The following is a 15,148-nucleotide window of genomic DNA, read 5'->3' on the forward strand; positions in this document are numbered from 1 at the left end:
CCGATCCCTCCTTGTTTATCCCTCTTTTCGGCTCTCCCCGTTCTGCTCCGAAGCGGCCTCCTCCTCGGCAAGCAGCACTTTGCTCAGCCACATCGGCGGCTTGCCGCGCAGCATTTCCAGCAGCCTGGCGATTTGTTCCTTGATCAGAACGCCGGGCGGCACCTTTACCGGCATCATTTTCCGCCGGGTCACGCGCGCCGCGGCCGATGCTCCGATTTGCATCAGGAACACCAGCGTACAATCGCCGATCAGGGAAATCCGCACATCGATTTTGCCCGTTTCATCCGGGGAAATTTGCGCGGGAACGATCCGGTTTTCTAAAAATCTGGCCTCCCCGGGGCGGACTTCATAGACGGCAAACATCGGGCTATGTCCGAAATGGGCGTTCACATGAATGCCGTCATCCGTGGCAAACGCTACGCGCATACTGGTTCTCCTCCCTTCGGATGAGCCGGTTGCCCGCTTTGTTGATCAGCTCCATCGTCCCGCGATACCCCACCGTCAGGGACATGTAGGCTCCAAGCTCGTCGAGGACCGGAAACCCCATCGCCATAAACGCCGCGCCGCAGCGTTCGGCCCCGCTCTTTCCGTGTGAATTGCTGATCCAGAGGTCCGCCCCGGCCGCCAGCCGCTCGGCATCTTCCAAATCGCCGATCCAGATTTCCTCGTACCGTCGCTGCAAAGACGGCGTCTCGCAGGAGGCGACCAGACCTTGAAAGCCGACGCCCATCTCCTTCAGCCAGGAGACCGCCGAAACGAGGTGATCCGGCTCCAGGGCAACGACCGCCGTCGCCCCCGCATAATTGAAATGGGCGTCCAGCATACAATCGAGCAGATTTTCCCGCTGCCAGCGATAACGCCAAGGGACGGGTTCCCCGCTGAATTCCTGCAGAAAATAAAAAAATTCGTCGCTGGCCGCAAGACCCGATACGCCGTCAAACACCCGGTAAGGAATACCCGCCGCATTTTGCAGTCTCCGGGCGGGACGCTCCATGCTGGAGCCGATGGCGATCGTCAGCTCCGAGCGGAGCGTTTGCCGGGCGGAATCCAGCGGTACCCCGCCGCGGGTGAGCGGCGAAAAACCGGTCAGCAGATGCCCCGATAATGAGGTGGACATATCGGGCAGGGCGATGACTTCAAGCCCGAACGAAGCAATGGTTTCTTTAAGCTCCATCACGTCCGCCGCCGTCAGAAAAGAACCTGGCAGCAGGTTCACCTGGCGTTTTACCGGCCGCTGCGGTTTGCGCCCCGTCTGCTCCAGCAGACCGTCGATGATCGACTCGACCATCGCGCCGTACCCCGACTCCAGAGAGCCGCGGTAATCGGGCAGCGAACAGGTCACCAGCAGCGTGTCGCGGAGATTGCGCTTGCGCTTGAAGGTTTTGATTCGTCCGGCGTAATCCGCGCCCGACGCTTCCGTGAGCGCGGTGCTTATGACGCCTACGCAGTCCGGGCGATGCTTCGCCAGCACTGTCTCGAGCGCCTCCTCCAAATTCCGGTCGGCATCGAATATCACGTCCATCTCCTGCAGCGCGGTCGTCTGCACCGCGATCGGCTCCCGGTAATGCCGCGTCAGCAGCGTTTTCGCAAACGCAGTGCAGCCTAATGCCCCGTGGATGATCGGCATTGAACGGTAGATGCCCTGCAGCGCCAGCACTCCGCCGAGAGGCTGGCCGATTTTCAGAGGATTGCAGCTTAGCGGCTTGTTCGTTTTGTTAATCGTCATCATGTCCCTCCCTTTCCCAAGGAGCCGGCGTCCGCACCAGGTTCCACACCGGATGCTCAAGGGCAAACGCCGCCTGCTTGGCAAGGCGGATTAACCCGTCATAACCCGCAAACGCGGTATGCCGCTCCTGGTTAATGTCCACGAACGGGATTTGTTCCTTTAAGGCCATGTACATGTTGCGTCCGCCGGCGATGACCAGGTCGGCCTTGCGTTCACGCACCGTTTTGAGAATGCGCCCGGCTCCCCCTTCGGAAATGTATACCGCGTCGTCTCCAACCCGTTCAGCGATCCGGGCGATCTCTCCGTCGGTGCTTTTATTCGTGCCGACGCCAACCACCTTGATCCCGAGCTCCTGCAGCGCGGAGATCACCGACCAGCTTTTGACGCCGCCGGTATACAGCACCGCCCGTTTGCCTTTGAGCTGTTTGCGGAGCGGCGCCAGCTCGTGCATCACGCGGGCTTCCTCATGCTCGACCAGGCGGTCGACGCGCCGCTCCACCTCCCGGCTGCCCAGCAGATAGGCCAGCTGCCGCAGGGAATAGCTCGTTTCCTTGGCCCCGTAAAATGATCCCTCAAAATAAGGAATCCCGTATTTTCGCTCCATCTTGACCCCGAGGCCCAACAGCGCCCGGCTGCACACGATCATATTGACTTTGGCCCGGTGCGCCCCGGCGATTTCCTTATATCTTCCGTCCCCTGTGATTTTGGCATGAATGCGAATACCGGCCTGATTCAGGAGCTTTTCGATATCCCAGATTTCGCCGGCGATGTTGTATTCGCCGATCAGATTTACGGCCGTGTCCATGGCGGCGGCAGGCTCCGCGGTGCCGATCACGTATTGAAGGAGCGCCTCCCCGGCCAGGCGGGTGCCTAAGTTTTTGCTGCCGACGAATCCGGGGCTGTTGACGGGAATGCAGGCGATTCCCAGTTCGGCGGCCGCCCGCTTGCATACCGCATCGATGTCTTCCCCCGTCAGCGCTGAGACGCAGGTCGAATATACAAAAACCGCCGGCGGCGCAAAACGCTTTGCGATATATTCGATCGCCGCGCGCAATTTTTTCTCTCCGCCGAAAATGATGTCATGCTCGCCCAGATCGGTCGTAAAACCGTACGCTGACAGCCTTGGCCCGCTCGACAAGCTGCCCCTCGTCCCCCAGCTGTTCCCGGCACACGCGCTAGGACCGTGAACCAGATGCGCCGCGTCCGCGATCGGAACAAGCGTAATTTGCGCTCCGTCAAACGAGCAGCCGCCCGCCGCTTCACCGGGTTTTGGCCGCGGGCACGGCTTGCTTTGCGGTTCCTCTTTGCCGCAGGAATCGCCCATTCCGGCATAACCTGTGATACTCATCGCTTCCATCCGTTCTGATCCCTCCTGCTATCCGAATTTCCTGTCCCTGCATCCCGGCATCCTGGCGGATAACCGATTGACCCTGCGCGTTAACGCACAAGGTCAAAGCTGTGGGCCGGAGCGTCTTCATCCAACCGCTCAAGCACCGTATTTACGAATAAGGTCAGCAGATTCAATGCGCCTTGATATCCGATGATCGGATAGCGCTGCAGATGATGCCGGTCGAAAATCGGAAAGCCCACCCGGAGCAGCGGCACTCCGGCCTCTTTGGCCGCGTATTTCAGATGGCTGCTGCCGATGGCCAGATCCACCGGCTCATTAAACAATAGAGAGCGCAGATGCCAAAGATCGCGGCCGATATGCACTTTGCCCTCCGCGCCGTAAGGGCTGGACGACAGAAGCAGACCTGCCTCCTGTGCGAATTCGGCGTCGCCGTTGGAACAAACGATATGGACCGGCTCCATCCCCAGCTCCAGGCAAAAGCCGATCAAGCCCAAAAGCAGGTCCGGGTCTCCGGCCATCGCCACCCGTTTGCCATGCAGGTAATTGTGGGAATCGGTCAGCGCGTCGACGACCCGGGCTCGTTCCTGCAGCAGCGCTTCCGGGACCGGCCTGCCGCTCAATTCGCCGATCGTTTCCAGCAGCCGGTCGGTGGCCGCGACACCCAGCGGCGTGTGCAGCGACTTCACCGGCTGTCCCCAAGCTTCCCCGATATACTCCACCGTTTTGCGCAGGCTGTATTTTTGCAGCGCCAGCGTTCCCTTAGCATTCGCCGCGGCCGGCACGTCGGCCAGCCGGGTCCCGCCGTAATAATACGCATAAGTTCCGTCCGCTCCGGAATCGAAATTGCCGCTGTGATCGCCCAGCACGGTGCAGTCCGCCCCAAACAGCTCCAGGATGCGCCTAAGTTCGGAGAAGTTGCCGGTATACGGCTCGAATCCAAGCAGAACGTTCAGCTTGCCGCTGCTGGCCGGGTCGACGGCTTGCCCTGAGGAACGTTCGTACAGATCACTAAGAATCGCCTTCAGCATGTTGTCGTAGCCGGTGATATGCGAGCCGGAAAAGCTGGGCGTATTGGCAAAAGGAATCGGCATCCCCTCCGGCAGTACGCCTTCCTTCCGGGCGTTGCCGATAAAAGCCGACAAGTCGTCGCCAATCACCTCGGCCATGCAGGTCGTGCTCATCGCGATCATTTCCGGTTTGTAGAGCGCGACGCTTGTCTCCAGCCCGTCGATCAAATTGCGCATCCCGCCGAACACGGCGCCGTCCTCCGTCATTGAAGAGGACACCGCGGGAACCGGCTCTTTGAAGTGGCGGGCGAAATGGCTGCGAAAATAGGCGGTACACCCCTGCGAGCCATGGATAAACGGCAGCGTTTTTTCAAAGCCCAAGGCGGCCATCACCGCCCCGAGCGGCTGGCAAGCTTTGGCCGGGTTGACGACCACCGCCTGGCGGGCAAAGTTTTTGTCCATATACTCCTGCGACCTCGTATATGCCGCGGTTTGCAGCACCTCTTCCTCCGGACAGGCGTTTTCGAACTCGCGTTTTCTTTCCCGCTGGCGGACGTATTTTTCGCTGTCGAACAGCTTGTTATGGTCCAAAATCGTCCTAAGTTCGCTCATGCCGTCACCTCCTTTTTTTGCCGGGCCTTCACCAAATTCCACACCGGGCTGTTGACGGCCATATCCATGTCGCGGGCAAACACCTTAAACCCGTCAAAACCATGATAGGGGCCGCTGTAATCCCAGGAATGCATTTGCCGGAACGGGATGCCCATTTTGTGGTAAACGTATTTTTCCTTTACCCCGGCGCCCATCAAATCGATATCGAGCCTCTGGGCGATCTCCTCCAGTTCGTATGCGCCCGGATCGTCCATCAGGATCGTCGCTTGTTTCAACTCGGGAATCGTTTTTAAATAATCGTCCTTGTGGGCGAATTCATAACCGGTAGCCACGATTTCCATGCCCAGGTCCTCGTAAGCGCCGATCGTATGCCGGGCCCGCAAGCCGCCGATCAGCAGCATGACCTTCTTGCCGTCGAGCCGCGGACGGTATTTGGCGATTACCGCGTCCATCTCGTCCTTATAGCGGGCGATTACTTTTTCGCAATTTTCCTGGATCGTCTCATCGAAAAAGGCCGCGATCTTGCGCAAGCTTTCAACCGTTTTGGTCGGACCGAAGAAGTTGTACTCCATGGACGGGATTCCGTACTGATTCTCCATCACTTCGCACATGTAGTTCATTGAGCGAAAGCAATGGATGAGGTTCAGCTTCGCTTTATGCGCGGTCATGATCTCCTGGAGCGTGCCGTCGCCGGACCATTGCCCAATGACCCTTAGGCCCATTTCCTCCAGCAAAATTCGCGACGCCCAGGCGTCCCCGCCGATGTTGTAATCGCCAATAACGTTGACGTCATAAGGGCCGCATTCCTTCAGCTCCGCCCGGCCCATCAGAAAATCGCGGATAGCGTCGTTGGCGATATGATGACCGAGCGATTGGCTGACGCCGCGGAAGCCTTCACAGCGGACCGGCACGATCGGGATCCCCAGCTCCTTGCTCATTTTTTTGGCTACGGCTTCAATGTCGTCGCCGATCAGGCCGACCGGGCATTCCGACTGGATGGTAATTCCTTTGGCCAACGGAAACATCTCTTTGATTTCCCGGCATATGACCTCCAGCTTTTTGTCCCCGCCGAACACGATATCCGTTTCCTGAAAATCGCTGGTCACTTGCATGGCCGTAAAATTGTTGATGCCCAGCATGCCGCTGGCATAATTCCGCCGCGTGCCCCAACTGTATTGGCCGCAGCCGATCGGTCCGTGGCTGATGTGGACCATGTCCTTGATCGGCCCCCATACCACGCCTTTGGAGCCGGCGTAGGCGCAGCCGCGGATCGTCATCACGCCCGGACGCGACTTGACGTTGGACTTGATGGCGCATTTGCAGTTAGTCTGCTTGTAGTCCTCCTCCATGACTTCGTAGTGGCGTTTGCGCTCTTTTTTCGCCTTTTCGGGGAAAATCTCCAGGATCTCCTCAACGAGCTGTTTCATTTGCATCACGTCCGTCGTTCCCATTCTCCAACCTCCCGCTCCTTATTTATCTCTTAATCCGGAATCTACCGCGCGGCCGCGCTTAAAGCGCGGTTTTCATCCGCTTCACGGCCTCTTCCTCGTTTTCGATGACCCCGAACTCCATCAGCAGGTCTTCCAGCTCCTCCATGCTGATCGGCGTCGGAATCGTCAGCATGTCGTTGTGCAGAATTTTGTCGGCCAGCTGCTCGTATTCGGCGGCTTGGGAATGGCTTTCGTTGTACTGGGTGACGGTCATTCTCCGCAGTTCGGCATGCTGCACTACGTTATCCCGCGGCACGAAATGGATCATCTGCGTGTTCAGGCGACGGGCAAGCTCGGTGATCAGCTCATCCTCGCGGTCCGTGTTGCGGCTGTTGCAGATTAAGCCCCCGAGGCGGACGCCGCCGCTGTTGGCGTATTTCAAAATGCCGCGCGCTATGTTGTTGGCGGCGTACATGGCCATCATTTCGCCGGAACAGACGATGTAAATTTCCTCCGCTTTTTTCTCCCGGATCGGCATGGCGAAACCGCCGCAAACCACGTCGCCGAGCACGTCGTAGGAAACGAAGTCCAACCCTTCATAGGCGCCTTCCTCCTCGAGGAAATTGATCGCCGTAATAATGCCGCGTCCCGCGCAGCCGACGCCCGGCTCCGGGCCGCCGCATTCCACGCACTGGATGCCGCCGAACCCTTCCTGAATGACGTCCGCCAGCTCCAAGTCTTCGACCGAACCCCGCTCCGCCGCCAAATGCAACACGGTTTGCTGCGCTTTCGTGTTCAGGATCAGCCGGGTGGAGTCCGCTTTCGGGTCACAGCCGACAATCATAATTTGTTGATTGAATTTTTTGGCCAACTGGGCCAGCGTATTTTGCGAAGTCGTCGATTTGCCGATTCCGCCTTTTCCGTAAAATGCGATTTGTCTCATAAGAATGACCTCCATTTTAGAAATTTGGTTTCATATTTGGCATGCTGCAAAATCAGCTCTTCAATCTGGCCGGGTTTGACTACCGGGATGATGCCGGCCGCCTTCAGCTTAGCTTCGGGTACTTTGCCGATGCCCGCCGAAAAAAGCACCGAACAATCGCTTAAGCTGGCGATAATTTCCCGCAACGTCGCCGCTTTGTCCCCGTTGCAGCTCGCTTTGCCGTGACAATAAGCCTGCACTTTGCGAATCCCGAGGAAGGTGACATCCTGTCCGTCGGTCTCATACACCATAAATTCCTTAGCATGGCCGAAATGCAGGTTGACCCGGCCTTCGCCCCGGGAAGCGACTGCAGCTCTCAGCCTATAGCCGTCAGCTTCCGCAGGCGCTCCCGAAGCGGTGGCCGCGGGGCAAGCACACCCGCCTTCCGTCCGGCGTCCGGCAGCCGCTTTCGCCGCTTGGCGTTCCGCCAGCCGCTTCACTTTCTCCTCCAGGTCGGCTTGCAGCCGCTCCCGCGCTGCCGGGTCAAGCGGCGGCGCCGATGCAAGCCGCTCCCAAGTGAAATCGCCGCTGCGATCCTCTCCCAGAAGGCCGATGGCATCGGCGCGGCACTGCCGGCAATGCCTCATGAGCTGCGCCCCCGCTCCGCCGCAAGCCGCTTGGACGGCGTGCAGCAGCTTCGGCGGCGGCGCCTCGCGGCCCTCCAACTCGTAACGGCTGCCCGGGGCGATGATGAGCGGCATAATGTTGTGCATAAAAGCCCCTAACCGCTTCACCATGCTGGCCAGAACCGGCATATGCACATCATTGACGCCCGGGATCAGCACGGAGTTGACTTTGACCAGCACCCCTTTGTCGCTTAGGGCTTTCAGCCCGAGCAGCTGGCGGGTGATAAGCAAGCTTGCCGCTTCCCGGCCTTCATATTTGCGGCCCGATTCTTCGTCATATACCCAACCGTAAATTTGGCTGCCGATATCCGGATCGACCGCATTGATCGTGATCGTGACATGGGCAATGCCAAGTTCAACGATTTGATCAAGGTATTTCATCAAGTTCAGGCCGTTGGTGCTAAGGCAAAGCGTAACATCCGGGACGGCGCTGCGGATCCGGCGAAACGTATCGAACGTCTTATCCGGATTGGCCAGAGGATCGCCCGGACCGGCAATGCCGACGACGGACAATTGCAGAAGCTGGGCGGCGACGCCGGCCGCTTTGCGGGCCGCTTCTTCCGGGGTCAGCAATTCGCTGACGACGCCGGGCCTGCTCTCGTTAACGCAGTCAAACTTCCGGTTGCAATAATGGCACCCGATATTGCAAGCCGGGGCCACCGGCACGTGCATCCGCGCAAAATAACGGTGCGCCGCTTCGCTGTAGCAGGGGTGCCTGGCGATGTCGCTGTTTAAGATTGGGCGGGCGTCCGCGCTTATGGGATCCATGCGTTCCTCTCCTTTCTATTCCTTCAGTGTCAGCTTTCCAAATCAACGGGCCCGAATCATTTGAATAAACTGTAAAAATTTATCTATATCATAGTTTCACGTTAAAACCGCGTCAATTAACGTATCACCAAATTCCGTCCATTTCGCAGCAAGTTAACAAATCGGTCAAAATTCGCGTCATATTAATTAACATACGAATTACATGAGTGCGTTTACATTTCAAATTCTCAATTGCTTACATAACATCAATGGCCGGCGGGTTGGTCAGCAGATTAACACCTGCTGCCCAGACGCTTTGCACGATTATCCCATTTGATCCGGAAGCAGAGAGGAAGATAAATTCAGGAGAAGAAAATAGGCTTGGGAGAAGCAGACATGTTCGAGATCATTAGTTCGGGAGCGTTAGACAGGTTTGTGAGAAGGAGGTTTGTGAGAAAAAGGTTTAGGAGAAGGATATTTAGGAAAAGTGAAGCAGACCTCACGGGAGGAATGGGACAAGTCACCGGGAAAAATGAAAGGACCTTGATTAGCCTCCACCCTCTCCCCCCTGAACAAGAGGGATAATCGTGCAAAGCAGCATGCAGGGCATGCAGGGATACCAAGACACGAACGCTATCATAATTTATTTTGTCAAGCACCGATCTCGGTTTTGAGCCTATAAAATGTGTAAGCCGGAGCTCTCCAATAGTCCAGGAAGCACAAAAAGTCCCCTTCGCTTGAACCTGGGGAACGCTCATCGGCTTAAGCAAAGGGGATTCTGTTTGTTTTTCGGCGCTTAGGGAAACCGCGATCAACGCACTTTCCGCACGTCCGGAATTTCCCATTACTGGATTGTTAGCTTACGACCTCAGCAGCTTCATCGGAAGGAAGCAGAATTTCAAACACTTTTCCGTGCTGCAAAATGGTGATGCCTCTGGTTTTGTCTTTCATCACGACAACCTCCGGTTTGGCGGACATCCGTTCCAAGTAGTGCTCGGGCACTTCGCCGGAATTGCTGACGACCAAACCTTCCACTTCGCGTTCGTCGTTTTCGCCTAATTGCAGATCAATCACTTGCTCAAATACATCCGAAAACTGCTCAAAGCTGTCGGTATACACCGAAATGCATTTCATAGGGTCTCTCATCCTCTACTATTGTCTTTGTCTGCTGGGGTACGCATCTTCTTTATTTTTCCTGCTTCTCGGTTTTTTCATACGTTTCTTGCCTTCCCGGCACACGTCCAGGAGCGGGCAGACTTCGCATTTCGGGTTTTGCGCTTTACAGTGGTATCTCCCGAAAAAAATCAGCCGATGATGCGTTAACGTCCACTCGTCCCTCGGCACCCGCTTCATAAGCTTTTTTTCGACCTCCAGGACGGAATCGTTCCACCCTGCCAGCCCAAGCCGTTTGCTGACACGTTCCACATGAGTGTCAACCGCAATCGCCGGGACGCCAAACGCATTGGAAACGACCACATTGGCCGTTTTCCTTCCGACCCCGGGCAGCTGTACCAGCTCCTCGTGTTCGCGCGGCACTTCTCCCCCGTATCGTTCCAGCAAAATCCGGCACAGGTTTTGAATATGCTTCGCTTTGCTGCGGAACAAACCGATTTTGCGGATGTCCTGCTCCAGCTCTTCCAACGGAACCGAAAGATAATCTTCAGGCGTTTTATACTTCCGGAACAAATCCGCCGTGACTTTGTTCACGGTCGCATCGGTGCATTGCGCGGACAGGAGCACGGCAATCGTTAACTCAAAAGCGTTGCTATGGTTCAGCTCACAGCGCGCATCCGGAAACATGGCACCGATGGTGTCCAATATATGACGGACATCTGCAGCATTCATGTCTCCACCCCTTTACCCGAGAAAAAACCGTCTTGATCCGGGAAACATCCCGCATCAAGACGGTTAATCTCACGAAAAATGATCGATTATTGCTTTTCGATTTCAACCAGCTCGTCTCTGCCTGAAATACAAAACAATTTTATCATTTTCCTTGAGCGATTGCACGGAAATCGTTGTGTCACCTTGGTGAATTTACTCTCTTCACTTTGACCGCCGCCAGGCCTTCAAAATCAATGCTGATCGTATCCCCTTCATGCAAATCGGACAACTTGATGACATTTCCGTTATTATCCAAAAACCGGGCGTCCTTCACATCAATGTAGTTGTTGAAGTTGTCTTTACTTATACCGATACGGTCACTCGAAGCATTTACATACGCTACTTCAAATTGTTTGGAGATTCTGAGGCCAAGCAATTCTACCTTGTCTTGTCTGGAATCCAGAACAGCTACAACCGGATCCCCTTTAGAGAAGTCATTAAAGGTAGGTTTTGATTTTCCGGAAATCTCCATATCCAAACTCGAATTGTAAGGCAACCTGAGGAGTTCCCCCTCCACTTCAATTACGATCTCTTTGTTGGAAGTGTCCGCCTCCACAAACTTGCCGACGTATTTGTGAATGACCTTAATGGAAACCACCCGGTCACCCAAATAAGCGATATTAACAACTCGATTTTTAGTCAGAAGATCCTCAAGCTCATCCAAACCTAGATCATCATAATCGGAGTCATAATACGCTTCCGTCTTATCATCCAGCGTAAACGCATGCGGTTTTCCTTCCGAGTCCATAACCATCAGGGCCTGCAGTTTAGTATCGTAGGAAACGACGGTCGCTTGTTTGAGCTGCTTCACATTGCGTCCGAGAACCTCGATTCCGGTTACAACATCGTTGCTGTTCAGCGTCAGCTTGACTTGGTCCCCATTTTTCAGATCGGCGATCAGATCGTCGATGCCGGGATTGGCAATCCCGGCGATCTTAATCACGGGCTTATCGTCAAGCAGCCTCGTTTCCAGCGCACCGCTGCTTCTTTTGATCGTCAGCATGTTGGCGTCGGTGCCGATTTCCAGCAACGTCCCTTCAAGCGCCCGCTCCGTACTTCCGGTCACTTTGAGGGAGACGAGAACGCTGTTTTTTACCGTGTATTGAACAGCAGCGCCTTTTTGCAATTCGCTTAAGCTCATCAGTTGATTTTGGTACTGGAGCAGCGCATTTTTATCGACTTCATACTTCCCCGTCGTGCCGTCTTGATCTTTAATGGTAACGGTGTTGCCGTCCGCATAAACCGCTTCGATCACACCGGTTCCATTCTTGCTTAACACGGTCGATTGAATGATGATAGGCCTGTGCTGGCCGGAGTAAGTTTCCCGTTTAACGACCATCTTGGTGTCCGGCTGGAGATTAGCCGCTTTGATCGCTTTGCCGCTTTGATCCAGGAAAACCGTGCTATCGTCATACACAATCGTCTCGGGCTCGTTACCGACGAGCAGCAGCAACCGGTTGTCGCCAAGTATCCGCAGCATCGTTCCTTCCACGCTGTCCAACTGCTCCGCCGGATCGATGATCTCAACGTAAGCGGCCGAACCCGCCTTATCAATCGCCAAAACTTTCGTGTACAGCTTCAATTGGCTTTTGTTGATTTTGACTTCGGAATCTTTGGCGAAATAAGCGGTACGGTTGTCCAAAGCAAAGGTTTTCGTTTGTCCGTTCGCGTATAACGTCAGTCTGTCGCCCGTCAAATTGGTGACGATGCCTTCATACGCGTTCTCATAGTTGGCGCTGATATACTCACTGCCACGGCTTAAAAACGCAGCCATTTGGGCACGCGTCACTTTCCCTTGCGGGTCGAACTTTTTGCCTTCAACCCCGGTCGCAATTTTCAATTGAGCCGCGACATTCACGTATCCGCGGGCATTCACGGAAATGCTCGATTGGTCGGCAAAACCCGTGGACAAGGTTGCCGAAGCTTTCGCTTCCGCGTCTTTTCCCAAGGCCCGAACGAGAATTTTGGCAACCCACTCGCGCGTCGCTTTTTTCTCGCCCCAGGATTCTTTGTCCGCCGTTGCGGCGATTTCTTCGTTCTTATCCAGCAGATTTTTGGACAACGCCAGCTCCAGATAAGGCTTGAAATAGTTGCCGACTTTCAAATCCGCCGGTACTTTCGAGCCATTGCCCAATTGGGATTCCAGATTCATCAGCCGAATCGCCATCGTGATTGCTTCCTGCTGCGTTACGATGTCCCCCGGCCGAAATTTTCCGGCATCGCCAAGAATGATCCCTTCGGCTGCCAGCTTATATATATGTTTTTCCGCCCAAAAACCGTTCGCCACGTCGCTGAACAACGACGTCGTTGAGGAAATCGTTTGCGAAGTTCCCATAGATGTGGAAGACATCTCATCGGCGAACACTGCTGCGCCTCCGCTGAAACACATCGCCGTCACGAGCATGGCGGAAACCGCTCTATGGGCATTTCTTCGAGAACTGCGTTTAAATGATGCCATCCAATTCTCCCCTTTTAAAAAAAGTTCTCCTTGTCATGTTCGACGCGGGCAGGCGAGTTCCTTCAATTTTCCCCTAATTTCTTAACAGAGGATGATCTAATTCGACATGCCCCATCAAGGTGTCGACCTTTTCCCCATCAACGAGCAGCTCGATGGCATTAACTTCCTGAAATTGAAACAGCGTTTTGGTCAGCGCTTCGATCGCCAGCGCCTCTCCGCCGGCGCCTTGGCGCGCCTCATCAGGCAGCGACATATCGACCGTCAATACTCCGTCCGCAAGCGTAGCCGAATGAAAAACAGCTTTCTCCCAGAGAGCAAACAAGCCGGTATTTTCGCTGGACTGCAGCGTTTTTAGCGCCGCCAAATATTTGTCTTGATCGGATTCAAACGAAATTTGCCGGGTTTCCTTCGTTAACTCCAGCATGTTATCATCCGTGTAATAAGCCTCGATCGATGTTGTTTGCAGCGGCGATTGTGCCGGCTCCTTCCCGTTATCCTCGCCTTGCGAGCCCTGCCCTTCATTTTGCGGAGCCGCCGCTACAGGCTCCCCGACAGCCCCGTTCGACCCTGCGTTTCCCGTTCCGGTGGTCGGAGCGGCCTGCGGTTTTTGACCGCAACCGCTGCTCAGCAAGAGCAAAACAACCAGCATCCCCATGACCCATCCTTTTCTGTTCACGGTTGTTCCTCCTTCCCGCGTTTAGTTCACGCCGAGATATTCTTTGATTCCATCGACAATTCCCTGGGCCACATTGTTCTGGAATTCTTCCGTGTATAGCAGGGCTTCGTCGTTTCTGTTGCTTAAATATCCGCATTCCAGCAGCACGGCCGGCATGGTCGTTTCACGAGTGACGTGCAGGCTTTGCGTGCGTACCTTGCGGTCCGGAAGCCCCGACGATTCCACGAGATGTTTGTGCATAACCTTCGCCAAACCCGCGCTTTCGGAGCGGGTGTAATACGTCTCAACTCCGGTCGCCGTCGCCGGGCCGGAATTCGCATGGATGGAAATAAAAATGTCCGCATTGGCATTTTCCGCAATCTTCACCCGATCCTGCAGCGTCGGATATGTATCGCTCTCGCGCGTCATCACGACGTTAATGCTCGGCCCTTGTTCCAAAAGCAGTTGCTGTACTTTTAAAGCGACGGCAAGGTTGAAGTCCTTTTCCTTTTTCTTCGTGATGCTGCTCGCTCCCGGATCTTTCCCCCCGTGCCCGGCATCGATCACGACCGTAGTCAAGCCGCCATCTGCGTCCGTTCCGTCCCCTGGAGCAATTGCTTCGGCATTTAAATCAACGATAATAAGTCCGTCATTTTCGTTTACCAGTGAATAATTCACCTGATGATTCAGGTCCAGCACAACGCGTACGGTCCAAGGATCGCTGCTGAACAAGGCGAATCTAACGCTGGACACGTCTGGAGAATCGATCACTTCCATCATGCCGCTCTGATTGCTATCCATCGTTTGGCCGGTCGCGAGTGACTCGGCAAAAACGGTTTGCGGCAGATCTACCACTAGCCGGTCGGGGCCATTCATCGTAAAAATGTTCGGCGTCACGTTCTTGTCCACGTCGATCATCAAACGATTGTCAATAAAGCTGATGCCGTTGACGGAAGCCAATTCACCGCCATTTTCCGGCTCGATCGGCGTTCCCGGCTGCTCCGATTCGTTGCCCGACTCGGGGCTATCGATACTGCCGCTGCCGCTGCCGGAGCTCGGACTCGTTAAATAAACCGATTTGCTGGAATTGTCCCAAGATACCGTAAGCCCCATTTGCTCGCCGACGAATCGCAAAGGGACAAGCGTGGTATCTTTGACCAGCATGGGGGCAGCCGTCAGCGTGACCTCACTGCCGTTTACCGTTGCCGTCGTCTTGTTGACGGCCAAAGTGAGAATTGTTCCGGGTTGCTGTATGGTTACCGTGCCCGTCATTTTTTCCCAGTTGACGTCAAAACCAAGCTCCTCCGCGACGACACGAATTGGAATCATCACATTGCCATTTACATTTTGGACTTGTCCATTTTCGGGCAAGGTTAGCGCCCTGCCATCCAGATAAACACTGGTACTTCCCGCGGCAGCATGTCCCGTTTGCGAAAACGCAAACAATAGAATTAAAGTGAACAACATTGCCGCCAAATTTTTTTTCCTCATTCGTCACCCCTACCATCCTAGTATTTTTGCCTCATGACGACCGATGAAACCTTACCCAAATCTTCGACATCACCAGACGACATATTAGACGCTCCGAACCTTGAAAAGTTGCGAAATTATGGCATTTTTCTGCGTATAATTTGCTACTGTTTCCTATCAAACTACTGCATTTCCTGATT

Annotated in this window: 13 protein-coding genes; 1 reads left to right on the forward strand and 12 read right to left on the reverse strand. The window is 55.0% G+C overall.

Annotation, left to right across the window (positions count from 1 at the left end; genetic code table 11):
- Nucleotides 1-15 precede the first annotated feature (15 nt).
- From NYE69_RS22115 to nifB, 7 genes are all read right to left on the reverse strand, one after another.
- Nucleotides 16-426, reverse strand: a complete 411-nt coding sequence (locus NYE69_RS22115; RefSeq protein WP_340927963.1) for a NifB/NifX family molybdenum-iron cluster-binding protein — start codon at nt 424-426, stop codon at nt 16-18.
- Complete coding sequence (gene nifN, locus NYE69_RS22120; RefSeq protein ID WP_340927964.1) at nt 401-1,726, reverse strand: nitrogenase iron-molybdenum cofactor biosynthesis protein NifN; 1,326 nt, start codon at nt 1,724-1,726, stop codon at nt 401-403. Before nifN ends, NYE69_RS22115 begins: the two co-directional genes overlap by 26 nt.
- Nucleotides 1,716-3,083, reverse strand: coding sequence for a nitrogenase iron-molybdenum cofactor biosynthesis protein NifE (gene nifE / locus NYE69_RS22125; protein ID WP_340927965.1), 1,368 nt, complete (start codon nt 3,081-3,083; stop codon nt 1,716-1,718). The genes nifN and nifE overlap by 11 nt, the downstream gene beginning before the upstream one ends.
- Nucleotides 3,084-3,163: 80 nt before the next feature.
- A complete protein-coding gene (gene nifK / locus NYE69_RS22130; RefSeq protein WP_340927966.1) occupies nt 3,164-4,696 on the reverse strand; it encodes a nitrogenase molybdenum-iron protein subunit beta in 1,533 nt (510 codons plus the stop codon).
- Entirely contained in the window at nt 4,693-6,147 is a 1,455-nt protein-coding gene (gene nifD / locus NYE69_RS22135; protein WP_340927967.1) for a nitrogenase molybdenum-iron protein alpha chain, read from the reverse strand. The genes nifK and nifD overlap by 4 nt, the downstream gene beginning before the upstream one ends.
- A 58-nt stretch (nt 6,148-6,205) precedes the next feature.
- On the reverse strand, nt 6,206-7,069 hold the full coding sequence (nifH, locus tag NYE69_RS22140) for a nitrogenase iron protein (RefSeq protein WP_124332911.1): 864 nt from the start codon (nt 7,067-7,069) through the stop codon (nt 6,206-6,208).
- Nucleotides 7,066-8,502, reverse strand: coding sequence for a nitrogenase cofactor biosynthesis protein NifB (gene nifB / locus NYE69_RS22145; protein WP_340927968.1), 1,437 nt, complete (start codon nt 8,500-8,502; stop codon nt 7,066-7,068). The genes nifH and nifB overlap by 4 nt, the downstream gene beginning before the upstream one ends.
- A gap of 375 nt (nt 8,503-8,877) precedes the next feature.
- Between nifB and NYE69_RS22150 the strand changes: the two genes are divergently transcribed.
- The gene (locus tag NYE69_RS22150) at nt 8,878-9,066 is read left to right on the forward strand and encodes a hypothetical protein (RefSeq protein ID WP_340927969.1); all 189 of its coding nucleotides are present in this window, start codon (nt 8,878-8,880) and stop codon (nt 9,064-9,066) included.
- Nucleotides 9,067-9,336: 270 nt separating this feature from the next.
- Here the strand turns inward: NYE69_RS22150 and NYE69_RS22155 are convergent, their stop codons facing one another.
- From NYE69_RS22155 to NYE69_RS22175, 5 genes are all read right to left on the reverse strand, one after another.
- Nucleotides 9,337-9,615, reverse strand: coding sequence for a hypothetical protein (locus NYE69_RS22155; protein WP_036623762.1), 279 nt, complete (start codon nt 9,613-9,615; stop codon nt 9,337-9,339).
- An 18-nt stretch (nt 9,616-9,633) separates the two neighbouring features.
- Complete coding sequence (nth, locus tag NYE69_RS22160; protein ID WP_340927970.1) at nt 9,634-10,326, reverse strand: endonuclease III; 693 nt, start codon at nt 10,324-10,326, stop codon at nt 9,634-9,636.
- Between the two features lie 178 nt (nt 10,327-10,504).
- Nucleotides 10,505-12,823 (reverse strand): S-layer homology domain-containing protein, encoded by a 2,319-nt coding sequence (locus tag NYE69_RS22165; protein ID WP_340927971.1) that lies wholly within the window; start codon nt 12,821-12,823, stop codon nt 10,505-10,507.
- Between the two features lie 73 nt (nt 12,824-12,896).
- A complete protein-coding gene (locus NYE69_RS22170) occupies nt 12,897-13,499 on the reverse strand; it encodes a GerMN domain-containing protein (RefSeq protein WP_340927972.1) in 603 nt (200 codons plus the stop codon).
- A 21-nt stretch (nt 13,500-13,520) separates the two neighbouring features.
- Nucleotides 13,521-14,969, reverse strand: a complete 1,449-nt coding sequence (locus tag NYE69_RS22175) for an N-acetylmuramoyl-L-alanine amidase family protein (RefSeq protein WP_340927974.1) — start codon at nt 14,967-14,969, stop codon at nt 13,521-13,523.
- Between the last annotated feature and the right edge of the window lie 179 nt (nt 14,970-15,148).

The sequence above is a fragment of the Paenibacillus sp. FSL R5-0527 genome (genome assembly GCF_038008055.1).
GTDB classification, from domain to species: Bacteria; Bacillota; Bacilli; order Paenibacillales; family Paenibacillaceae; genus Fontibacillus; species Fontibacillus macerans.